The 23,401-nt window shown below is 70.2% G+C and carries 16 protein-coding genes; 5 read left to right on the top strand and 11 right to left on the bottom strand.

Annotated elements, in window-relative coordinates; all coding sequences use genetic code 11:
• Positions 1-63 precede the first annotated feature (63 nt).
• The 7 genes from FLP23_RS12545 to FLP23_RS03845 form a co-directional block, all read right to left on the bottom strand.
• Positions 64-498, bottom strand: coding sequence for a type II secretion system protein (locus tag FLP23_RS12545; protein WP_149324654.1), 435 nt, complete (start codon positions 496-498; stop codon positions 64-66).
• A 134-nt stretch (positions 499-632) separates the two neighbouring features.
• Positions 633-1,871, bottom strand: coding sequence for a type II secretion system F family protein (locus FLP23_RS03870; RefSeq protein ID WP_149324653.1), 1,239 nt, complete (start codon positions 1,869-1,871; stop codon positions 633-635).
• A complete protein-coding gene (locus FLP23_RS03865; RefSeq protein WP_281290307.1) occupies positions 1,868-3,406 on the bottom strand; it encodes a type IV pilus twitching motility protein PilT in 1,539 nt (512 codons plus the stop codon). Before FLP23_RS03865 ends, FLP23_RS03870 begins: the two co-directional genes overlap by 4 nt.
• A gap of 46 nt (positions 3,407-3,452) precedes the next feature.
• Positions 3,453-5,117 (bottom strand): GspE/PulE family protein, encoded by a 1,665-nt coding sequence (locus FLP23_RS03860; RefSeq protein ID WP_149324651.1) that lies wholly within the window; start codon positions 5,115-5,117, stop codon positions 3,453-3,455.
• Between the two features lie 146 nt (positions 5,118-5,263).
• Entirely contained in the window at positions 5,264-5,605 is a 342-nt protein-coding gene (locus tag FLP23_RS12195) for an FHA domain-containing protein (RefSeq protein WP_168200369.1), read from the bottom strand.
• A 453-nt stretch (positions 5,606-6,058) separates the two neighbouring features.
• Positions 6,059-6,481, bottom strand: a complete 423-nt coding sequence (locus tag FLP23_RS03850) for a hypothetical protein (protein ID WP_149324649.1) — start codon at positions 6,479-6,481, stop codon at positions 6,059-6,061.
• Positions 6,456-7,319 carry a hypothetical protein gene (locus FLP23_RS03845; protein ID WP_149324648.1) on the bottom strand — a complete coding sequence of 288 codons (864 nt, stop codon included), beginning with the start codon at positions 7,317-7,319 and terminating at the stop codon, positions 6,456-6,458. The genes FLP23_RS03850 and FLP23_RS03845 overlap by 26 nt, the downstream gene beginning before the upstream one ends.
• 176 nt (positions 7,320-7,495) lie before the next feature.
• Between FLP23_RS03845 and FLP23_RS12190 the strand changes: the two genes are divergently transcribed.
• Together FLP23_RS12190 and FLP23_RS03835 are read left to right on the top strand one after the other, a co-directional pair.
• On the top strand, positions 7,496-9,181 hold the full coding sequence (locus FLP23_RS12190; protein ID WP_168200368.1) for a variant leucine-rich repeat-containing protein: 1,686 nt from the start codon (positions 7,496-7,498) through the stop codon (positions 9,179-9,181).
• A 38-nt stretch (positions 9,182-9,219) separates the two neighbouring features.
• Positions 9,220-10,776 carry a DUF7937 domain-containing protein gene (locus FLP23_RS03835; RefSeq protein ID WP_149324647.1) on the top strand — a complete coding sequence of 519 codons (1,557 nt, stop codon included), beginning with the start codon at positions 9,220-9,222 and terminating at the stop codon, positions 10,774-10,776.
• 186 nt (positions 10,777-10,962) lie between these two features.
• Here FLP23_RS03835 and rpoC read toward each other — a convergent pair whose 3' ends face one another.
• The 3 genes from rpoC to FLP23_RS03820 all read right to left on the bottom strand — a co-directional run bounded on the left by rpoC (position 10,963) and on the right by FLP23_RS03820 (position 19,635).
• Entirely contained in the window at positions 10,963-14,838 is a 3,876-nt protein-coding gene (gene rpoC / locus FLP23_RS03830; protein WP_149324646.1) for a DNA-directed RNA polymerase subunit beta', read from the bottom strand.
• A 50-nt stretch (positions 14,839-14,888) separates the two neighbouring features.
• Positions 14,889-18,368 carry a DNA-directed RNA polymerase subunit beta gene (gene rpoB / locus FLP23_RS03825; RefSeq protein WP_149324645.1) on the bottom strand — a complete coding sequence of 1,160 codons (3,480 nt, stop codon included), beginning with the start codon at positions 18,366-18,368 and terminating at the stop codon, positions 14,889-14,891.
• 508 nt (positions 18,369-18,876) lie between these two features.
• Positions 18,877-19,635, bottom strand: a complete 759-nt coding sequence (locus FLP23_RS03820; protein ID WP_149324644.1) for a head GIN domain-containing protein — start codon at positions 19,633-19,635, stop codon at positions 18,877-18,879.
• Between the two features lie 182 nt (positions 19,636-19,817).
• On the opposite strand from FLP23_RS03820, the gene FLP23_RS03815 reads away from it, so the two are divergent.
• Positions 19,818-20,642 (top strand): spermidine synthase, encoded by an 825-nt coding sequence (locus FLP23_RS03815; protein WP_149326176.1) that lies wholly within the window; start codon positions 19,818-19,820, stop codon positions 20,640-20,642.
• 100 nt (positions 20,643-20,742) lie between these two features.
• On the top strand, positions 20,743-21,189 hold the full coding sequence (locus tag FLP23_RS03810) for a SprT-like domain-containing protein (protein ID WP_149324643.1): 447 nt from the start codon (positions 20,743-20,745) through the stop codon (positions 21,187-21,189).
• Here FLP23_RS03810 and FLP23_RS03805 read toward each other — a convergent pair.
• Positions 21,170-21,637, bottom strand: coding sequence for a 2-phosphosulfolactate phosphatase (locus FLP23_RS03805; protein WP_149324642.1), 468 nt, complete (start codon positions 21,635-21,637; stop codon positions 21,170-21,172). The genes FLP23_RS03810 and FLP23_RS03805 overlap by 20 nt on opposite strands.
• Before the next feature lie 235 nt (positions 21,638-21,872).
• Here FLP23_RS03805 and FLP23_RS03800 point away from each other — a divergent pair, with 235 nt between their 5' ends.
• On the top strand, positions 21,873-23,396 hold the full coding sequence (locus tag FLP23_RS03800; protein WP_149324641.1) for a DEAD/DEAH box helicase: 1,524 nt from the start codon (positions 21,873-21,875) through the stop codon (positions 23,394-23,396).
• Positions 23,397-23,401 lie beyond the last annotated feature (5 nt).

Raw genomic sequence — 23,401 nt, 5'->3', positions numbered from 1 at the left:
TCGGTGGAACGGAGTGTGCGGGGTGACGTCGAAACGTCACCCCGCACGGCGATGCTGAATCGCTTACTTCTTGGTCGCGCCGGCAGCGTCGGTCGCCTCGTACGGCGCGTCGGCGTCGGTGACCGCGTAGAACTTGCCGTTCGATGCGGTGGCCGACACGCGCCACGGCGCGGTCGCGGAAGCCGGGGCGAGAGCGAACGCCGGGGTCACCGAGTAGTTGCCGTCATCGATCTTCACGGCGAGGTCGTCGATGTCCGGCACCTCGTCGTTCTGCACGATGTAGGCGACGATGGCGGTCTTGACGGCCGCGAGGTCCGACTTCACGGCGCTCTCGCGAGCGCTGTCCTGGATGCCGAGGTAGACCGGCACGGCGATCGCGGCGAGGATGCCGATGATGAGCACGACGACGAGGAGCTCGATGAGCGTGAAGCCCTTCTCCTCGTTCGCCTTGAGCGCGTCACGCTTCGCGATGAGCGTGCGGTGGATTGCAGAAATCAATTTCCCATCCTTTGTTAGTTGGTGAACATGGACGGGTGGTCCCCCAATGAATGACCCCCCGTCGATAATGTCGCGGTTCGCGCCCCCGTCGCGCGAGGCCCCAGTGCGGGGGGCCACCGAACGGGGGCCGCTGTTCAGTTGGACTGGTTGGTGATGGCGCTGAAGACGGAGAACATCGGCAGGTAGAGCGCCACGATCATGCCGCCGACGATCACGCCGATAACGGCGATCATGAGCGGCTCGATGAGCGAGGTGAGCGACTCGGTCGTCGTCTGCACCTCCTCGTCGTAGAAGTCCGCCACCTTGCCGAGCATGGTGTCGAGGGCGCCGGCATCCTCGCCGACCGCGATCATCTGCACGACCATCTGCGGAAACACCGGCTCCTCCGCAAGCGGCGCCGAGACCGACCTGCCCGAGCGCACCGAGTCCTGCACGCGCTGCATCGCATTCGCGATCACCCAGCTGCCCGAGGTCTCGCCCACGATCGAGAGCGCCTGCAGAATCGGCACACCCGACTTCGTCATCGTGGAGAAGTTGCGGGCGAAGCGCGCCACCGCGACCTTCTTGAACAGCAGGCCGAAGACCGGCAGTTTGAGCTTCAGGCTGTCGACCTTCTGCCGCACCTTCTCGTCGTGCTTGTGACTTCGCCACCAGAGCGCGAAGACGATGCCGATCACGATGAGCAGCGGCACGATCCAGATCATGTTCTTCGAGAGAGTCACGAGGATCTGGGTCGGAACCGGCAGCTCGGCGTTGAGCCCCGCGAACATCGTCTCGAACACGGGCACGATGAACACGAGCATCGCGATCGTCGCGACGACGGCCATGCAGAGCACCACGATCGGGTAGGTGAGCGCCGACTTGATGGTCTGGGTGAGCTTGACCTCCTTCTCGAAGGTCGACGCCACCGACTCGAGCGAGCGATCGAGGAAGCCGCCGGTCTCACCGGCCCGGATCAGATGGACCATGAGAGGCGGGAACACCTGCGGGAACTTGCCGAACGCCGCCGACAGCGAGGCGCCCGTCTCCACCTGCACGCGCACGGCGTCCAGTGTCGTGCCGAGCTTCTTGTTCTCGGTCTGATCGGCGAGGATCGTGAGCGTCCGCAGCAGCGACAGGCCCGAGGAGACCATGGTCGCCATCTGGCGGCTCATGACCGCCAGATCCTTCAGCCCCACCTTCTTCTCGAGGAAGCCGATGTTGATCTCCATCTGGAGACCGGTGCCCGCAGCCGACTGGGCGAGCTCGGTGGGCATGACACCCATCGTCTTGAGCCGCGCGACAGCCGCCGCCTCGCTCGGCGCATCGAGCTTGCCCTTGACGATCTTGCCGCCACCGTCACGCCCCTTGTAGGCGTAGTTGAGCATCGTCATAGCTGGGCCACCGCATCGCTCCGGTGCACGAGGCGCTTGAAGTCCTCCATGTCCTGCGCCTTCTCGGCGGCCGCCCCATACGAGACGACGCCCGAGTTCACGAGCTCGGCGAGGTGCTGATCCATCGTCTGCATGCCGAACTGGCGTCCCGCCTGCAGCGCCGAGCGCACCTGGTGGGTCTTGCCCTCGCGGATGAGGTTGGCGATGGCCGGCGTCGTGATCATGATCTCGGTAGCCACCGCGCGACCCGAGCCGGAGGCCCGCTTCACGAGGGTCTGACACACGACCCCCTGCAGGGTGGCCGCGAGCTGGATGCGGATCTGGTCCTGCTGGTGCGGCGGGAACACGTCGATCACGCGGTCGATGGTCGCGCCCGCGTTCTGCGTGTGCAGGGTCGCGAAGACCAGGTGGCCGGTCTCGGCTGCGGTGAGCGCAACGGAGATCGTCTCGAGGTCGCGGAGCTCGCCGATGAGGATCACGTCGGGGTCCTGCCGCAGCACGTGCTTGAGGGCGGCGCCGAAGCTGTGGGTGTCGGCCCCCACCTCGCGCTGGTTGACGAGCGCCTTCTTGTTGGTGTGCAGGAACTCGATCGGATCCTCGACCGTCACGATGTGGTCGGCGCGGGTCTGGTTCACGAGGTCGACGAGGGCCGCGAGCGTCGTCGACTTCCCCGAGCCGGTCGGTCCCGTCACGAGCACAAGCCCGCGCGGCAGCTTCGAGAACTCGCCGATCTGGTCCGGCACCCCCAGCTGTGAGAGCTGCTTGATCTCGGTGGGGATGATGCGGAAGGCGCCACCGAGCGCACCGCGCTGCTGGTAGAAGTTCACGCGGAAGCGGGCGTTCGCCGAGAGGGTGAAGGCGAAGTCCAGCTCGAGGTGCTCATCGAAGGTCGCTCGCTGCGCGGCGCTCAGGATGCTGTACAGCGCCGTGGCGGTTCGCTCGCGGTCCCAGTAGTCCTGCCCGTGCACCGGCATGAGCGTGCCGTCGATGCGCAGCAGCGGCGGAGTCCCCACCGAGACGTGCAGGTCGGAGGCACCCGCCAGGAGCACCTCCTGCAGGCAGTGCAGCAGGTCGGGGTCGGCGTTCACGCGGGCAGCGCGGGCGAACTCGTCGTCGATGAACACCGAGCTCGGGTCGACGGTCGGCGCGGGAGCCGCCGGAAGCGGAGGCGGCGGCGGGGGCGCCGCCGCGAAGTCGGGCACGGCCGACTCGGGCTCCGGCGCCGGCGTCAACCCGGGGATCGCCCCGAACCCGGACGGGATCGGAGGAACGGACCCGCCCAGCGGGACGGGGTAGGCCTCGGGCGCGGGCGCACCGTACGCCGGCGCACCGAACGCCTGCGGTTCACGCACCGGCGGCGGCGCAGCATCTCCCGGCGCCGCACCCGGCGGGGGCAGGCGCGAGAAGTCGGTCGTCGGTGCCGCGTTCGGCGGCAGCTCGGCGTGCGGCGGCGGCAGAGTGCCGCCGGTCCCCGGCACGCCGAACGGCGGTGCCGCGGGATCCGTCAACGGGATCTCGTAGATGTTGTTGCTCACGCGCTGGTCCTCCCCCTCCATCGGAACTCGCGCATCCGCGCCGCCGTTATGCGACGACGCGCAGGATCTCCTCGATGCTCGTCATGCCGAGCAGGGCCTTCGCCCACCCGTCCTGACGGAGCGTGGCCATTCCCTGCCCGACCGCGACCCGGCCGATGTCGGCACTCGAGGCGCGCTGAACGGCCAGGCGTTCGATGTCCTCGCTCACCGACATCACCTCGTGCAGCGCCATGCGTCCGCGGTAGCCGGTGTTCGAGCAGTGCTGGCAGCCCACCGGGCGGAACAGCGTGGGCATGCCCATCCGCGGGTCGTAACCGAACCCGAGCGCGGCGAGCTCCTCGGCACCGTGATGGTACGGCTGCTTGCACTTGTCGCACAGGCGCCGCGCAAGACGCTGGGCGACCACGCAGTCCAGCGCGGAGCCCACGAGGAACGGCTCGATGTCCATCTCGATGAGCCGCGTGACCGCGCTCGGCGCGTCGTTGGTGTGCAGCGTGGAGAGCACGAGGTGACCGGTGAGCGACGCCTCGATGGCGATCTGCGCCGTCTCCTTGTCGCGGATCTCACCGAGCAGCACGACGTCCGGGTCGGACCGCAGGATGCTGCGCAGCGCGCTCGCGAAGGTGAGGCCCGCCTTGACGTTCACCTGCACCTGGTTGATGCCGGGGAGTCGGTACTCCACCGGGTCTTCGACCGTGATGACGTTGATCTCGGGCTTCGCAACCTCGTTGAGGGTCGTGTAGAGCGTCGTGGACTTACCGGAACCCGTCGGGCCGGTCACGAGGATCATGCCGTAGGGCTTCGAGTACGACTTCTTGAAGCGGTCGAGGTTGTGGTCGAGCATCGCCATCTGCTGGATGCCGAGCTGCGTCGCCGAGTTGTCGAGGATACGCATGACGACCTTCTCGCCGTACACCGTCGGCAGGGTCGCGACACGGAGGTCGATCTTGCGGCCGCCGTGCATGACCGACAGGCGGCCGTCCTGCGGCTTGCGACGCTCGGCGATATCGATGTCGCTCATGATCTTGAGGCGGCTGATGACGCCGTTCTGGATCGACTTGGGCGCCCGCTGCATCTCGTGCAGCACGCCGTCGATGCGGTACCGCACGTGCATGTCGTGCTCGGCCGGCTCGATGTGGATGTCGGATGCGTGGTCCTGGATCGCCTGGCTGATGAGCAGGTTCACGAAACGCACGATCGGCGCGTCGTCCTCGACCTCCTGCACCGCAAGGTCGGTCGACGTTTCGCCGGTCTCCTCCTGAATCGCGGAGGTGAGGTCGTTGAGCTCACCGTCGGCACGCACGAAGCGCGCGATCGCGTTCATGAGGTCCTGGCGCTCGGCCACCACGGGGCGCACGGAGATGCGCACGGCGGCACGGATGTCATCGAGGGCGAGCACGTCCTGCGGGTCGGCCATCGCGAGCAGCAGGCGGTCGCCGTCGCGGCCGATGGGCAGGATGTTGTGGCGCCGCAGCAGCCCGATCGGCACGAGCGAGACGGCCGAGTGGTCGACCGGGTACTCGGTGAGGTCGACGAACGGCAGGTTCAGCTGGGCCGCCCGTGCCGACGCCACCTGGCTCTCGGAGAGCACGCCCTGGGCGACGAGGCCGCGGATCTGGTCCTCGTCGGCGTCGGACCCGGCGGCCGCCGTGTCGATGCTCGTGATCGGCAGCTGACCGCGGATGATCAGGATCTCAGAAAGGGAGGCCATGCCACCCCCTCGGTGTCGGCACGGTTCCACGCGTGCCGACCCCCCGACCGACAACACGCCAGGAGCGCCACGTACGTTCCTGAGTTCGTCACGCTACCCGGCGCGACCCCTTCGGACGACCCCCGCATCCGGGGGATACGGCCCGGTCAGCGCACGGCGACGATCCGCATCCCCACCTCACCGAGGAAGAACTCGCCCGTCACGGCGACGCTCGCACCGGGCTCGAGCTCCGTCTCGGTGCCGTCATCGGCCACGACGACCACACCGTTGGTCGACTTCAGGTCGGTGACCGTCCACTCCTCACCGTCGCGGCGCAGGCGGGCGTGCACCTTCGAGAGCGTGCGGGTGGCGTCGGGCACGGCGATGTCCTGGATGTCGGGGTCGCCGCTCGCGGGGTTGCGCCCCAGCACGACGGTCGTCGCGGTGAGCGGGAACTCGATGCCGCCGTCGAGCTCCAGGCGCCACCGGGTGCGCGATCGGCGCTCCACGAAGACCGTCTCGACCTCGGCCTCGGCGAGCGCCGGCTCGGCGGCTGTCGGCGCGATCGCTTCGCTCGGGGCGCCCGGCGGCAGCCCGATGAGCCCCTCCGCGGGAGCGGCCGGAGGCGCGGGCGGAGCGGGAGGGGCAGGCGGCGCGGGAGGGGCAGGCGGCGCCGACGGGGCGGGAGCCGGAGGCGGAGCCGGAGGCGCAGGAGGCGTCGGCAGAGCCGGAGGCGCGGGTGGAGGCGCCGGGGGTGCAGGGGGCGCCGGAGGTGCAGGCGGAGCAGGAGGCGGGGGCGGCGGCGGGGCCGGCGGAAGCGGAGGCGCAGGGGGCGGCGGGGGCGGGGGCGGCGGAGGGGGCGGGGGCGGCACGGCGGCCGCGCCGGAGTCGTTCGCGAGATCCGTCAACGCTGCCCTTCCGCAGAGGCCGATGGTGGTGAGCTGGGCGAGCCCGCGATCACCCTACCGGGGTGCCCGCCCCGGTCGGGCACGACGTGCGGGATGCAGCACCGCCCAGCACACGATGGGCGGCGCCGCCGCGAGCACCGCGGCGACGGCCGCGAAGGGACTGCCCGCCTGCGCGACGGCGAGCGAGAGGTCCACGAGCGCCGCCAGACCCACGATCGCGAGATACACCCCCGCCGCCGTCGTGATCGCCCCGAGCCACGGCCGACGCGCGGGCACCGTCAGCACGATCCCCAGGTAGACGACCACGACCGAGACGCCGATCGCCGCCACGCCGTACAGCGGGCCGACGGGATGATCGACGGGATCGCGGTCGAGGAGCACCGCGAGCACCCCGAAGACCGCGAACACCACCGCCGCCCAGCTGACGGCGACGAAGACGCCGACGACCCGCTCAGGATGCGGGGTGCGCTCGCTCATACTCGGCCCGCCGCTCGGCGACGGTCTGCTCGAACTGGGCCCGATCCGCCGCGTTGCGCTCCTTGACCCGGCGACCCCGCCAGGCGATCGCGAGCCCGAACCACAGCGCCGTCTCGCGTGCGATCACGAGCGCGGCGATGAGGAACGGACTCGTCGCGATGGAGCCGAGCAGCACCACGGCCTCGGCGGGGGTGCTGTTGATGATGTCGCTCGCGAGCGCCAGCACCCCGAGCGAGACCGCGTAGCTCAGCGCCGCCACGAACAGGCTGCCGAGCACATGCGACCACCAGGCGGCGCGGTTCACGATGAGCGCGAAGGCGACCGAGAAGACCAGGTAGCTCGCGACGGGCACCCAGAACACGGCGCTCACCACGAACTGGCCGAGCACCCGCTCGACGTCGATCCCGGGGCGCACGGCGATGATGATCGCGGCGACCGCGAGATAGAGCAGGGCGAAGGCGAGGGTGCCGAGCACCGAGATGAGCGCGCCGAACCCGCGGTTGTGCCGGGCCGCGGGCGGCGTCGGCGCCTGCACGTAGACCACCTCGCGTGCGGACGCGGGGGTCGGCAGTGCGGTCGGTGCGACGGCCGCCGGGGCCTCGACCGGTTCGGCCACCAGGGGGGCGGTCTCCACGGGGGCCGACTCGGCGGCGACGGACTCGGCGGCGGATTCGGCAGCGGCGGACTCCGCCGGGCCGGCCTCCACGGGGCCGGCCTCGACAGGCGCCGCAACCGGCTCGACCAGCGCGACAGGCTCGGGCGCAGCATCCGCCCCGGCGGCGGGGGTCGCGGAGGTGTCGTCCGTCGGGGTTTCGGTGGGTTCGCTCGGCTCGGACATGACAGCTCCTTCACTGGACGGAACCAGCCTAGTGAGCGCACATCCCTCGGACGAGGGGCTACGGAGGCGAGGACGCCTCGTGATAGTTTTCAGGCCATCTGCGGCGAGAGATTCGTAGCTCCTCATGCCGCTGAACAGCCGGCTGACCACCCCGACCGCTCAGCATGAGAGGGCACATGAACGACCACGACGCGCTCCGGATCGAACTGCAGAACCCCACGACCGCGCCCGCCCGGCTCTCGGAGATCGCGGCGGCCGCCCCGGAGCTCGGGGCGGAGGTGGCTGCGCACCCGGCCGTGTACCCCGGGCTGCTCGACTGGCTCGCCCAGTACGGCGATGAGCGCGCCCGCGCCGCGGTCACCGCGATCCGCGCCGGCGGCGCCCCCGCCCCGGCGGTCGCGGCACCGATCGTGCCGCCGGTCGCGCCGAGCACCCCGGCGACCCCGGTCGCCTACCCCGCGTCGCTGGGCGAGGTGCCGGCGGCCGGCGCATCGCCGTTCGGCGTCCCGTCCGCGGACGCAGCCGCCCCCGGCGCCGCGCGCCCGAAGAAGTCCCGCGTGCCCCTCATCGTCTCGCTCAGCGTCGTCGGCGCCCTCGTGGTCGGCGGCGGCGTGACCGCGGCGATCTTCCTGCCCCGACTGCTTCCCGCGACCTCGCCCGAAGGTGCGGCGCAGAAGCTGCTGAGCTCCTCGCTCTCGCTCGACCCCCTCGGGATCGCCGGCAGCCTCGCCCCGAGCGAGATCGCGAGCCTCCAGGGCGCCGTCCAGAAGCTCGGTGAGATCCAGACCGACGACACGGACTCGGCCACCGCGCGCCAAAACATCGAGCGCATCAAGAACGCGGTCACCGTGACGACCGACGACCTCGAGTTCACGAGCGACGAGCTCGCCGAAGGCGTGCAGCGCGTCACGGTGAACGACGGCACGCTCACCATCGACGGCGACGAGAAGGAGCTCGCCGACGCGATCATCGACCTCTCCCGTCAGGCGAACAAGGAGCAGTTCGAGAGCTACGGCTACTCGGAGGACGAGATCGACGACATCCTCGAGCAGTCGCGGCAGAGCCTCGAAGACAGCCTCGACCTCCCCTACACCGTCGACTTCGGCGAGCTCGACGAGGAGACCCCCGGCATCGTCTCCGTGGTCACCGTGCAGGAGGGCCCCGGCTGGTACGTGAGCCCCCTGCTGACCGCCGCCGACTTCGCCTACCAGGCCTCGTGGCGCTGGTCGGACGACCCGCCCGCACTGGGCGACACCATCCCGGCGGCCGTCACCTCGCCGGATGCGGCGAGCGCCGCCGAGAAGACCGTGCGCGCCGCCCTCGACACCGAGGCGGGCGACGACTACTGGGAGCAGCTCGCGGCCACCCTGCCGCTCGCGGAGCGCCGGGTGATCGCGCTCTACGGCCCCGCCTTCCTGCCCGACAGCCCCTGGAGCTACTGGAGCGACGAGGGCGGAGTGCTCAGCATCGACTCCGCGGCGTTCGCCAACGCGGACGCCGGCCACACCACCATCGACGACGTGAGCGTCTCGTGGAGCGCCCCCTACGGCGACTCCGAAGGCGAACTGCACCTCTCGGGCACCTGCGCCGACTGGACCGTGTCGTCCACCTACTGGGACTACTACTGGGAGGAGTACGAGTACTCGACCGACGACGGCAGCAACTGCCTCGCCGACCTCCCCATCGACCTCGAGGAGCTCGAGCTCGACAACCCGACGCTGACCGCCGTGCAGTCCGACGGCGGCTGGCAGTTCAGCGTGCTCGCCACGGTCGGCGAGTGGTCGGCGACGGCGGCCAACCACCTCGTGGAGCTCAGCCGGGAGGGCAAGCTCGACTCCCTCGTGCGCGCCACGGACTACTGAGCGGCACGCGGTCGCCTGAATAGGGAATGATCTCCCCCATGACGAACCCGTATCCCGAGCTGGCCCCGCAGCAATCCACCCCCGCCCCGCGCCGACTGCTGCCCCCGATGGGCATCGACGACTGGGCGCGGGATGCCGCGGCCGCGGTCCTGCTGCTCATCTCGCTCGCCCTCCCGTGGACCGTCAGCGGCTTCGGGATCTCGACCGCGGCGACGCGCATCGACGTGCTGCTGGTGACGATCCTCACGGTGCTCGGGGTGGGGCTCACCTTCCTGGTGCGCGCGGGAGCGCTCGGGCCGATCTCGATCCCGACGGTGCTCGGCATCCGCCTGGCGTTCGCCGCGCCGTACGGGATCCTCGTGCTCGTGTACCTCGTGCTCTCGGGGTTCGGCCTCGTCTCCGGGATCGGCTTCGCGGCCGCCATCGGCCTCGCCGGCACGGCACTCATCGCGCAGCCGCGGCGCGCCGAGCTCGCCGCCGACCCCGGTGCGGTGCCCGCCGCGGCACGCATCGGCCTCATCCTGCTCGCCGTCGTGGGCGGCGCGGCCGCACTCACGACGCTCCTCGGCGTCGTCATCGGGTCGATCCAGGTGTCTCAGTACCTCGCCTCGGCGCTCGTGATCATCCTGCTCATCGTGGTGCTGCTCGCCAAGGGCGCCGCGCTCCTCGCGATCATCGGTGCCGTGCTGCGGCGCTCGGCATCCGGCCGGATCATCGGCTGGGGGGTCAGCGTCGCCATTCTGCCGCTCGTGCTCATCTCGGCCCTGTCCGACTGGGCCCTCACGGGGTTCGGCGTCGAGACCCTCACCGACGGCACCTTCGTGCTCTGGCTCGCACTGCTCGCCGGAGCTCTCTGCTCGCCCGCGCTCGCCGCCGCGGTGACCCCGCTTCCGCCGCTGCAGCTCTGGTTCCGCGTCGCCCGCGACGCCCTCACCGTCGCAGCCGTCGCCTCGGGCGTGCTCGCCGTGGTCGTGCTGCTCTCGCTCTTCCTGCCCTCCGCGCAGATCGGCTACTCGATCGCCTTCCTCGTGGCGCTCGCCGCCGCCGCGATCGCCGCAGTCGTGGCGCGCACGCGCCTGCTCGCCGACCCCGCAGGATCGCGCGTCGTCGTGCTCGGCCTGGCCGGCGCAGTCGGGGGCCTCGGCCTCGTGACCTTCATCGTCGCGATCGTCGGATCGCTCAACACCTCGTTCACGGGGATCGCCGTCAGCCTGCTGCCGTACCCGTTCGTGCTCGCCCTCCTCGCACCCGCGGTCGTCACCCTCGTGGCCCTCACCGCACCCGCCGCGGTGCGCGCGTACGCGCTCGAGAACGCACCCGTGCACCCCGGCTACCCGGGCACGCCCACGGCGGCGGCCGCGCCCGCGGCGCCCGTTCCCGCACCACCCGCGCCCGCCGCCGCCCCCGCACCCGCGGCGGTGTCGCGCGCGGCCGACCCCGCCACCCCCGCGGCCGAGCTCGCCGAGCTCGCCCTCGACCAGGCCAACTGGGTCGCCCTCGCGGGCAACCCGTCGAGCTACCCCGACCTCGTCGCCTACCTGCGCGAGCACGGCGACGCCGCGGTGCAGCAGGCGCTCGACGGCCGCGCGGGCTGAGCCCCGAACGACGAAGAAGGCCCCCGCCGACAGGCGGGGGCCTTCTTCGTGTGGTCTCGATACGCCGCTGCGCGGCTACTCGACCAGCGGGTTGGGTAGCTGCGCGGCGCGAACCGCGGGTGAAAGCTGCGCGGTACTCGACCAGCGGGTGGGTGGGCGGCGCGAGCTGCCCACCCACCCGGGCGATCAGTTGTAGGTGCCGGGCTGGAAGTCGTCCGAGCTGAAGCTGTCGAAGTCGACGAAGCTCAGATCCGCCTCGCTGAACGCCGAGTCGTCGGCGAAGATGCGGTTCGGGTAGCGCTCCGCCTTCGCCTCCTCCGTGGCATCCACCGACACGTTGCGGTACTTCGAGAGACCGGTACCGGCCGGGATGAGCTGACCGATGATGACGTTCTCCTTGAGACCGACGAGCGGGTCGGAGCGACCCTCCATCGCCGCCTGCGTGAGCACGCGGGTGGTCTCCTGGAACGACGCGGCACTCAGCCACGACTCGGTCGCCAGCGACGCCTTGGTGATGCCCATGACCTCCTGACGCGCCGAGGCGGTCTTCTTGCCCTCGGTCAGCGCGGCACGGTTGATCTCGTTGTACCGCGAACGGTCGACGAGCTCACCCGGCAGCAGCTCGGTGTCGCCGTGCTCGACGACGGTCACCTTGCGCAGCATCTGACGGACGATGACCTCGATGTGCTTGTCGTGGATCGGCACGCCCTGGCTGCGGTAGACGCCCTGCACACCGTCGACGAGGTGCAGCTGCACGGCGCGGACGCCCTGCACGCGCAGCACCTCCTTCGGGTCCAGGTTGCCGACCACGAACTGCTGACCGAGCTCCACGTGCTGGCCGTCCTCCACGAGGAGGGTGGCGCGCTTGAGCACGGGGTAGATCTGCGGCTCGTCGCCGTTGTCGGGAGTCAGGATGATGCGACGCTGACGCTCGGTGTCCTCGATCTCGATGCGACCCGCGGCCTCCGCGATCGGGCTCGCGCCCTTCGGAGTGCGAGCCTCGAAGAGCTCGGTGACGCGCGGCAGACCCTGCGTGATGTCGTCCGCACCGGCGGTACCACCCTGGTGGAAGGTACGCATCGTGAGCTGCGTTCCGGGCTCGCCGATCGACTGGGCGGCGATGATGCCGACCGCCTCGCCGATGTCCACGAGCTTGCCGGTCGCGAGCGAACGGCCGTAGCAGGCGGCGCAGACGCCGACCGCCGACTCGCAGGTGAGCACGGAGCGCACCTTGACCGTCTCGACGCCCGCGGCGATGAGCTTCGCGATGAGCACGTCGCCGACGTCCGAGCCGGCCTCGGCCACCACGGCGCCCGTGGCGTCGACGGCGTCCTCGGCGAGCGACCGGGCGTAGACCGAGTTCTCGACGTTCTCGTCGCGGACCAGCACGCCATCGGCGCCCTTGACCGCGATGCGCAGCTCGAGACCCTTCGAGGTGCCGCAGTCGTCCTCGCGGATGATGACATCCTGCGCGACGTCGACGAGACGACGCGTCAGGTAGCCGGAGTCCGCGGTGCGCAGCGCCGTGTCGGCGAGGCCCTTACGGGCACCGTGCGTGGCGATGAAGTACTCCGCCACCGACAGGCCCTCGCGGTACGACGAGATGATCGGACGCGCGATGGTCTCACCCTTCGGGTTCGCGACGAGGCCGCGGATACCCGAGATGTTGCGCACCTGCAGCCAGTTACCACGGGCGCCCGACGACACCATCCGGAAGATGTTGTTGTCCTTCGGGTAGCTCTCCTGCATCGACGCGGCGATCTCGTTGGTCGCCTCCGTCCAGATGTCGATGAGCTCCTTGCGGCGCGTGGCGTCGTCGATGAGACCCTTGTCGAACTCGCCCTGGATCTTGGCGGCCTGCTTCTCGTGCTTGGACACGATCGCGGGCTTGTCCTTCGGCGTGATGATGTCCGACAGGGCGACGGTGACACCCGAGCGGGTGGCCCAGTGGAAGCCGGCGTCCTTGATGCGGTCGAGCGCCGCGGCGACCTCCACCTTGGGGTAGCGCTCCGCGAGGTCGTTGACGATCGCGGAGATCTTGCCCTTGTCGGCGACGGCCTCGGTGTACCAGTAGTCCACCGGAAGCGCCTGGTTGAACAGCGCGCGGCCGAGCGTGGTCTGGAGCACCTTCGTCGAGCCCTGCACGAAGTCGTCGTCCGCGTTCTCGAGGTACACGCCCTCGAGACGGATCTTGACGAGCGCGTTGAGGTCGAGCGTGCCCTCATCCTTGGCGAGGATCGCCTCGGAGATCGACGAGAACGCACGACCCTCGCCGACGGCACCCTCCTTGACCGTGGTCAGGTGGTGCAGACCGATGATCATGTCCTGCGAGGGCAGGGTGACCGGGCGGCCGTCCGACGGCTTCAGGATGTTGTTCGAGGCGAGCATCAGGATGCGGGCCTCGGCCTGCGCCTCCACCGAGAGGGGAAGGTGCACGGCCATCTGGTCGCCGTCGAAGTCGGCGTTGAACGCGGTGCAGACGAGCGGGTGCAGCTGGATGGCCTTGCCCTCCACGAGCTGCGGCTCGAACGCCTGGATGCCGAGACGGTGCAGGGTGGGGGCGCGGTTCAGCAGCACGGGGCGCTCGCGGATGATCTCCTCGAGCACATCCCACACCTGCGGGCGCGAACGCTCGACCATGCGCTTGGCAGCCTTGATGTTCTGCGCGTGCGAGAGGTCGATGAGGCGCTTGATGACGAACGGCTTGAACAGCTCGAGCGCCATCTGCTTCGGCAGACCGCACTGGTGCAGCTTGAGCTGCGGACCCACGATGATGACCGAACGGCCCGAGTAGTCCACGCGCTTGCCGAGCAGGTTCTGACGGAACCGGCCCTGCTTGCCCTTGAGCATGTCGGACAGGCTCTTGAGCGCACGGTTGCCGGTGCCGGTGACCGGGCGGCCGCGGCGGCCGTTGTCGAACAGCGCGTCGACGGCCTCCTGCAGCATCCGCTTCTCGTTGTTGACGATGATCTCGGGGGCCCCGAGGTCGAGCAGACGACGCAGACGGTTGTTGCGGTTGATCACGCGACGGTAGAGGTCGTTGAGGTCGCTGGTCGCGAAGCGGCCGCCGTCGAGCTGCACCATCGGGCGCAGCTCCGGCGGGATCACCGGGACGACATCCAGCACCATGGCGGCCGGCGAGTTGCCGGTCTGCAGGAAGGAGTTCACGACCCGCAGACGCTTGATGGCGCGGATCTTCTTCTGACCCTTGCCATTCGCGATCTGGTCGTGCAGCAGCTCCGCCTCGGCCTCGAGGTCGAACGCCTGCAGGCGACGCTGGATCGCCTCGGCACCCATGTAGGCCTCGAAGTACAGGCCGTAACGGTCCTGCAGCTCGTGGAAGACCGAGTCCTCCGCCTTCAGGTCGCCGACCTTGAGGGTGCGGAAGGCCTCCCACACGCGCTCGAGCTGGTCGATCTGCTCGTCGTACGACTTGCGGATCTGGCCGGTCTCCTTGTCGGAGGCGTCCTTGACCTTGCGCTTCTGGTCGGCCTTGGCGCCCTCCTCCTCGAGCGCGGCGAGGTCGGCCTCGAGCTGCACGAGACGGTCGCTGATGCGGCTGTCGCGCTGCTGCTCGAGCGCCTTCACCTCGAGCCGGAGCTCGTTCTCGAGGCCGGGGAGGTCGGCGTGGCGGCCGTCCTCGTCGACGTTGATGACCATGTACGCGGCGAAGTAGATGACCTTCTCGAGGTCCTTCGGCGCCATGTCGAGGAGGTAGCCGAGGCGGCTCGGCACACCCTTGAAGTACCAGATGTGCGTGACGGGCGCGGCGAGCTCGATGTGGCCCATGCGCTCGCGACGGACGGAGCTCTTGGTGACCTCCACGCCGCAGCGCTCGCAGACGATGCCCTTGAAGCGCACGCGCTTGTACTTGCCGCAGGAGCACTCCCAGTCGCGGGAGGGTCCGAAGATCTGCTCACCGAACAGACCGTCCTTCTCGGGCTTGAGGGTGCGGTAGTTGATGGTCTCGGGCTTCTTGACCTCGCCGTAGCTCCAGGCGCGGATGTCCGCGCTCGTCGCCAGGCCGATCCGAAGCTGATCGAAAGTGGTTGCGTCGATCACTGAATGTGTTCTCTCTCGCTCGTCGTTCGAAATCCTGTGGGTGGCCCGGCTCAGATGTCGTCGATCGACGACGACTCGAAGCGGGTGGAGATGTTGATGCCCAGCTCCTCGGCGGCGCGGAAGACCTCGTCATCCGTGTCCTTGAGGCTGAGGGCGGTGCCGTCGGCGCCGAGCACCTCGACGTTCAGGCACAGCGACTGCATCTCCTTGATGAGCACCTTGAAGCTCTCCGGGATGCCGGGCTCCTGGATGTTCTCGCCCTTGACGATCGCCTCGTAGACCTTCACGCGGCCCAGGATGTCGTCGGACTTGATCGTCAGGAGCTCCTGCAGCGCGTACGCGGCCCCGTAGGCCTCGAGCGCCCACACCTCCATCTCACCGAAGCGCTGGCCGCCGAACTGCGCCTTCCCACCGAGCGGCTGCTGGGTGATCATCGAGTACGGGCCGGTGCTCCGCGCGTGGATCTTGTCGTCCACGAGGTGGTGCAGCTTCAGGATGTACATGTAGCCGACCGAGATGGGCTCCGGGAAGGGCTCGCCCGAGCGGCCGTCGAACAGCACCGTCTTGCCGGTGTGGTCGATCATCCGCACGCCGTCGCGGTTCGGGGTGGTCGAGTCGAGCAGACCCTCGATCTCCTCCTCGAGCGCGCCGTCGAACACCGGGGTCGCGACCTTGGTGTTCGGGGCGGCCTCGTGGGCCTCCTTGGGCAGACGCGCCGCCCACTTCGGCGAACCGTCGACCTTCCAGCCCTGCTTGGCGACCCATCCGAGGTGGGTCTCCAGCACCTGGCCGAAGTTCATGCGGCCGGGGATGCCGAGCGGGTTGAGGATCACGTCGACCGGGGTGCCGTCCGCGAGGAACGGCATGTCCTCGACGGGCAGGATCTTCGAGATGACGCCCTTGTTGCCGTGACGACCGGCGAGCTTGTCGCCCGCGGTGATCTTGCGCTTCTGGGCGATGAACACCACGACGCGCTGGTTGACGCCCGAGCCGAGCTCGTCGTCGCCGTCCTGGGCGTCGAACACCTTGACACCGATGACGGTGCCCTCCTCGCCGTGGGGCACCTTGAGGCTCGTGTCGCGCACCTCGCGGCTCTTCTCGTTGAAGATCGCGCGCAGCAGGCGCTCCTCCGCCGAGAGCTCGGTCTCGCCCTTCGGGGTGACCTTGCCGACGAGGATGTCGCCGGGGCGCACCTCGGCGCCGATGCGGATGATGCCGCGCTCGTCCAGGTCGGCGAGCAGTTCCGGGCTCACGTTGGGGAGATCGCGGGTGATCTCCTCCTTGCCGAGCTTGGTGTCGCGCGCGTCGACCTCGTACTCCTCGATGTGGATCGAGCTCAACGTGTCGTCCTTCACCAGGTTCTGGCTCAGGATGATGGCGTCCTCGAAGTTGTGACCCTCCCACGGCATGAACGCCACGAGCAGGTTCTTGCCGAGCGCGAGCTCGCCGTTCTCGGTCGCCGGGCCGTCGGCGATGACCTCGCCCGCCTCGACGCGGTCGCCCTGGTTGACGAGCACGCGGTGGTTGTAGCTCGTGCCCTGGTTCGAGCGGTCGAACTTGCGCAGGTAGTACTCCTGCGTGCCGCCCTCGTCGAGCTGCACGCTCACGACATCCGCCGACACCTCGGCGACGACACCGGACTTCTCGGCGATGACCACGTCCCCGGCGTCGATGGCCGCGAAGCCCTCCATGCCGGTGCCGACGAGCGGCGACTCGGAACGCAGCAGCGGAACGGCCTGACGCTGCATGTTGGCACCCATGAGGGCGCGGTTGGCGTCGTCGTGCTCGAGGAACGGGATGAGCGAGGTCGCGACCGACACCATCTGGCGCGGCGAGACGTCCATGTAGTCCACCTGGTCGGCGTCGACGAGCTCGACCTCGCCGCCCTTCTTGCGGACGAGCACCTTCGCCTCGGCGAACTTGCCCGTGGCGTCCAGCGGCGCGTTCGCCTGGGCGACGACGAAGTCGTCCTCCTCGGAAGCGGTCAGGTAGTCGATCGTGCTCGACACCTTGCCGTTCGAGACCCGGCGGTACGGGGTCTCGATGAAGCCGAAGGAGTTGATGCGGGCGAAGGACGCGAGCGAGCCGATGAGGCCGATGTTCGGGCCTTCCGGGGTCTCGATCGGGCACATGCGGCCGTAGTGGCTCGGGTGCACGTCGCGCACCTCGACGCCGGCGCGCTCACGGCTGAGGCCGCCGGGGCCGAGGGCCGAGAGGCGGCGCTTGTGCGTGAGGCCCGCGAGCGGGTTGTTCTGGTCCATGAACTGGGAGAGCTGGCTGGTGCCGAAGAACTCCTTGATCGCGGCCACGACGGGACGCACGTTGATGAGCGTCTGCGGCGTGATGGCCTCGATGTCCTGGGTGGTCATGCGCTCGCGCACGACGCGCTCCATGCGGCTGAGGCCGGTGCGCACCTGGTTCTGGATGAGCTCGCCCACCGCGCGGATGCGACGGTTGCCGAAGTGGTCGATGTCGTCGGTGTCGAGGCGGAACTCGATCTTCTTGCCGTCGCGCACACCCGGGAGCGTGGTCTCGCCGGCGTGCAGCGCCACGAGGTACTTGATCGTCGCGATGATGTCGTCGATCGTGAGCACCGAGTCGCTGAGCGGGGCGTCGAGGCCGAGCTTGCGGTTGATCTTGTAGCGACCCACCTTGGCGAGGTCGTAGCGCTTCGGGTTGAAGTAGAAGTTGTCCAGCAGCGCGCGGGCGGCCTCGGCGGCGACCTGCTCGCCCGGACGGAGCTTGCGGTAGATGTCCTTGAGCGCCTCCTCCTTGGTGAGGATGGCGTCCTTCTCGAGGGTGGAGGCGATCGACTCGTAGCCGGGGAAGGCGGCGAGGATCTCTTCGCTCGTGAGGCCGAGGGCCTTGAGGAACACGGTGACCGACTGCTTGCGCTTGCGGTCGATGCGCACGCCCACCTGGTCGCGCTTGTCGATCTCGAACTCGAGCCACGCGCCGCGGCTCGGGATGACGCGCGCCGAGAAGATGTCCTTGTCGGAGGTCTTCTCCTGCGTGCGCTCGAAGTACACGCCGGGGCTGCGGACGAGCTGCGACACGACGACGCGCTCGGTGCCGTTGATGATGAAGGTGCCCTTCTCGGTCATGAGCGGGAAGTCGCCCATGAAGACCGTCTGGGTCTTGATCTCGCCGGTCATGTGGTTCATGAACTCGGCGTTCACGTAGAGCGGCGCGGCGAAGGTCTTGCCGCGCTCCTTGCACTCCTCGATGGAGTACTTGGGCTCCTCGAGCTCCGGCTGGGAGAACGACAGCTGCATCGTCTCGCCGAGGTCCTCGATGGGGCTGATCTCCTCGAAGATCTCGTCGAGGCCCGTCGTGGTGGATGCGGTCGGGTCGCCCGCGATCCGTGCCTTCCACGCCTCGTTGCCGACGAGCCAGTCGAAGCTCTCGGTCTGGAGCGCCAGAAGATCCGGAACCGTGAGGGTGTCGGTGATCTTGGCGAACGAGAGCCGCGAAGCTGCACGGCCGTTCTTGGGGGAATTCTTACTGGATGCGGAGCGCGCAGCAGCCAAAGGGAAACAACCTCCGTGAGACCCGTCGGTCCCCGTTCGTGTCGGTCAGGTGAGAGGCGCCCACAGCCTCGTGAGGGGATCCGCCACCATTTTCGGATCCCGTCTCACGACACACCTCGGCCGACCGCGATATGAGGGCACGAGGGTGGGGGAGCGCAAAGAACAACTATAGGCCCCAACGACGCGCCGTGTCTACTTATTCCTTGACATCCGTTCCCGGCAGGTCTATAACCCGCGATCCGGCGCGCCCGCGGCGGCCTCGGGCCGCCCTCACCGCGGAGTCCGGCTTCCCAAATCAAGGAGTCCGGGATCCCAAATCAAGGAGTCGAGGCGGCAAATCGGGCACATCCGTCACACCCGTCACATCCGTCACGCCAACTCCTTGATTCGGGTTGCCGGACTCCTTGATTTGGGAGGCGCCGGGAGCATCGGGCCGGCACGCCGGGGGGCGGGATGCCGGGGGGCGGGATGCCGGGGGGCGGGATGCGGGGACCGGGGGCAGCGCGGCTCAGGCGCCGACGATGTCGCCGGAGCCCGAGATCTCGCGGGTCACACGGGGGTTGCCGCGCACCAGGATGTCGCCGCTGCCGGAGACGGAGGCGTCGAGCTCGCCGCTCGCGTGGACGGTGAGGTCGCCGGAGCCGTCGACCTCGGCCAGCGCGTCCACCAGACGCAGAGCTCCGGCGGAGAGGTCTCCCGAGCCGGAGACCCGCAGGGTGGCGGTGTCGGCCTGGCCTGCCAGGCGTACGTCGCCCGAGCCCGAGAGCTCCACGTCGACGCTGTCCGCCGCGACGCCCGTGCCCGTGACGTCGCCCGAGCCGTCGACGCGGATCGTCACGACGTCGGCCGCGGAGAGGTCGGCGCGCACATCGCCCGAACCGGAGAGCTCGACCGTGTCGAGCGAGGTGACGGTGAGCGTGTAGCGCAGCAGCTCGCCCAGCCATCCGGCGCCGCCCGTGCTGCCGAGCACGAGGGTGCCGTTCGACTCGTCCACCGTCAGCCGATCGAGGATGCCCTGCGGGCCGCGGATCGTGAGGCCCGGCTCGTCGCCGAGCACGACGTCCACGGAGCCGCCGGTCTCGAGGCGCAGCGCGTGCACCTCGTCCGACACGGCGTGCTGCTCGGTCGCGAGCTCGCCGAGCGCCTCCGGGGGGAAGGCGATGCGGGGGACGGGCAGACAGCCGGCCAGCAGGGTGGCGCCGACGACGCCGACGCCGGCGGCGAGAGCGATGCGGCGGCCGCGGCGGCCGCGAGTGGTGGTGTTCATGGGGGCTCCTTCGTTGTCGCTTCGACGCTAGGAACGCGCGCCGCGCGTCGGCAGGGGGCTGGCCCCCGAACAGGTGGGGGCATCCCCCCGAGTCGCGCGGCGGGGCAGCACGCGGACGTCGGCCATCCGGCGGGCAGAATGTGCACGTGGAGGATGCGGCGGGCGTGAGGCTCTCGAACGGCATGCGCGCCGAGGTGCGCCCCGACCGGTTCACCCCCGGCGCCTTCGAGCTCGTCGTCGACGGCACCCCGCAGTCGCACGTCGACCTCGACGACCCGACGCGGCTGTTCTTCGAGTACATCGCGCGCATGGGCCATGTGATCGACCAGCTCGGCGAGCCGGGCGAGCCGATCACCGCCCTTCACCTCGGCGCGGGCGCCCTCACCATCCCGCGCTACATCGCCGCCACGCGGCCCGGATCGCGCCAGCAGGTGATCGAGCTCGAACCGGAGCTGGTCGAGCTGGTGCGACGCGAACTGCCCCTGCCGCGCGACGCCTCCATCCGGGTGCGCTACGGCGACGCGCGCGAGGTGCTGGGGCGGCTGCCGAGCGGACTGCGCGGCGCGGTCGAGCTGCTCGTGGTCGACGTGTTCGCGGGAGCCCGCACGCCCGCCCACGTGACGAGCGTCGAGTTCTACCGGGAGTGCGCGGCGTTCCTCGCACCCGGCGGCGTGCTGCTGGCCAACATCGCCGACGGCGCCGGCGCCGCCTTCGCCCGCGGGCAGGCGGCGACCCTCGGGATGGTGTTCGCGGATGTCGCGGTGCTCGGCGAGGCGCAGGTGCTCAAGGGCCGCCGCTTCGGCAACTTCGTGCTCGTCGCCTCACCCGCGCCGCTGCCGCTCGACTGGATGCCGCGGCTGCTCGCGAGCGGCCCGCATCCCGCGCAGCTCGTGCACGGGGCGGGGCTGCGGGACTGGATCGCCGGCGCGCCGATCGTGACCGATGCGACGGCCGTCGCCTCCCCTCCCCCGGGTCGTGGGGTGTTCCAGATCCCGCCGAAACGCTGAGCGCTCGAGCCGATCGCGGGGGTCGGTGCTGGAATGGGGACATGCCCTCGACCGCCCGCCGCATCCTCCGGGTGCGACTCGAGCCCCTGCGGCGGGGCTGATGGCCGAGCTCCCCCGCGTGCGCACCTGGGCCGATGCCCTCATCCGCCTGCACCTCGACGACTCCTGGAGCTTCGCCTTCGACAACGCGAAGACCCGGGCGGGGCTGTGCAACTTCACCGCGAAACGCATCTCGGTGTCGCGGTACATCGCCCAGCGCTCCGACGACGACGAGATCCACCAGGTGCTGCTGCACGAGGTGGCGCACGCCATCGCGGGGCCGAGAGCCGGCCACGGACCGCGCTGGAAGTCGGTCGCCGACGAGCTCGGCTACGAAGGCGGCCGCACGCACGACGGGCCGGTGCCGAACGAGCTCGCACCCTGGGTCGGGCACTGCCCGAACGGGCACGTCAGCTACCGCTACCGGCGCCCCACCCGGCCCACCTCGTGCGGGGTGTGCTCGCGGCGATTCGACCCGGAGCTGCGGATCACCTGGACGCGGCGGTAGCCTCACGCAGCTCGCGGGCCGAGACCGACGCCGACACGAGATGCCGGGTCGCATTGCGCAGGCCCGTGTAGGCGGATGCCGCAGCCGCCGCCTCGGGTGACTGGTGATCGATGCCGAGCTCGGCGATCGCGTCGATGACGGCCCCGGCCGCCAGCAGATCCTCGACCGCGAACCGCAGCGAGCCGTCCGGCTGCCGGGCGCCCGCCGCGACCACCGCGACCACGAACCGCCCGCCGAGCTCCGCCTGCCGCTCGAGCGACCACCGGCCCAACGCTGCAGCGTTGTGCAGAGCGCCCGTCACGAGCTCCGCCGACACCGGCGGGAGCTCCTCGGTGCCGAGCTCGTCGACCCAGACGATCGCGTGCACGCCCGGCTCCACCGCGAGCGCGCCCTCGGCGCCCCACTCGAAACGAACCTGGTAGCTGCTCTGCGTACGCGCATCGGACATGCCCTCGAGGGTAACCGCGGCTGAGCATCCGCCCCGAGAAACCGCGTCATGCGGGGAAACCCGCTAGCCTGGACGCGGCGCAACTGCGCGCCCGCGTCGTCGAACGCTTCCCTCGTAGCCCGAACCGTCACCGGATCCGGCGCTGACATTCCTTCACGGCGAACCGACGTGCCGACCGGCACGCTCGCCCTTCCGCGTGTGCAGCTGCGCGCGCGACCACCCGAAAGAAACACCCATGACCTCCCCCACCTTCGGCGCGCTCGGCGTGCCCGCCCCCCTCGTCGCCGTGCTCGCCGCCGACGGCAAGACCGAGGCGTTCCCGATCCAGGTCGACACGCTGCCCGACACGCTCGCCGGGCGCGACGTGCTCGGCCGCGGCCGCACCGGCTCGGGCAAGACCATCGCCTTCGCGCTGCCGCTCGTGGCGCGCCTCGGCACGCAGCTCGCCGGCGGCGGACGCCGCTCGGGCCTGCCGCTCGCGCTCATCCTCGCCCCCACCCGCGAGCTCGCCACCCAGATCGCGGCGACCGTCGAACCCCTCGCCGACGCCTACGGCCTCACCGTCACCACCATCTACGGCGGCGTCTCGCAGAACCGTCAGGTCGCGGCGCTCAAGGCCGGCGTCGACATCGTCGTCGCCTGCCCCGGACGCCTCGAGGACCTCATGGGCCAGCGGCTCGTGCGCCTCGACGCGATCGAGATCACCGTCATCGACGAGGCCGACCACATGGCCGACCTGGGCTTCCTGCCCGGCGTCACCCGCATCCTCGCGGCCACCCCGGCCGGCGGCCAGCGGATGCTGTTCTCGGCGACCCTCGACAACGGGGTCGACAAGCTCGTCAACCGCTTCCTCGAGAACCCGGTCATGCACTCGGTCAACGAGATCGACCAGCCGCCGGTCAAGATGACCCACCACGTGTTCGGCACCGCCGACGTGGAGACCAAGAAGCAGCTCGTGCAGGCGCTCGCCTCGGGGCGCGGCCGCCGCATCCTGTTCATGCGCACCAAGCACCACGCCAAGAAGCTCGCCCAGCAGCTCACCGCGTCGGGCATCCCGGCCGTCGACCTGCACGGCAACCTCTCGCAGCCGCAGCGCGACCGCAACCTGGCGGCCTTCGCCGACGGCTCGGTGCGCGTGCTCGTCGCCACCGATGTCGCCGCGCGCGGCGTGCACGTGGACGACGTGGAGCTCGTCGTGCACGTCGACCCGCCCATGGAGCACAAGGCCTACCTGCACCGCTCGGGCCGCACCGCCCGTGCCGGGTCGGAGGGCGACGTCGTCACGGTCGTGCTGCCCGCGCAGGAGAAGGACGTGGCGCAGCTCATGCGCAAGGCCGGCATCGTCGCGACGCCGCAGAAGGTGACCGCGGATGCCGCGGCCGTCACGAGCCTCGTCGGCGAGGTCGCCGCCTACGTGAAGCCCGAGCCGCGTGCGACCGTGCAGCAGCAGGGCGGCGGACGCAGCCAGGGCGCCAACGCGCAGCGCAAGCGTGCGGCCCGCGAGGATCGCGCCGGCGGCCAGCAGCGTCAGGGCGAGCGCCCGCGCGCCGACCGCTCGGGGCGCCCGGCGCGGGGCGGCCAGTCCGCCGGCAGCTCGGCGGCGACCCGCGGCGGGCAGTCCACACGTTCCGGGCAGTCGGCGCGCGGCGGGCAGTCGGGATCCGGCCGCTCCGCGCAGCCCACGCGCTACACGACGAGCACCCCCACCACGGGCAACCCCCGCACCGGCGGGCGCCGGGTCAACCGCCCCGCCGGCTGAGCATC

The sequence above is a fragment of the Protaetiibacter larvae genome, assembly GCF_008365275.1.
GTDB lineage: Bacteria > Actinomycetota > Actinomycetes > Actinomycetales > Microbacteriaceae > Homoserinibacter > Homoserinibacter larvae.
The sequence above is the reverse complement of the archived record's forward strand: the minus strand, read 5'-3'. Positions and strand labels throughout refer to the sequence as shown.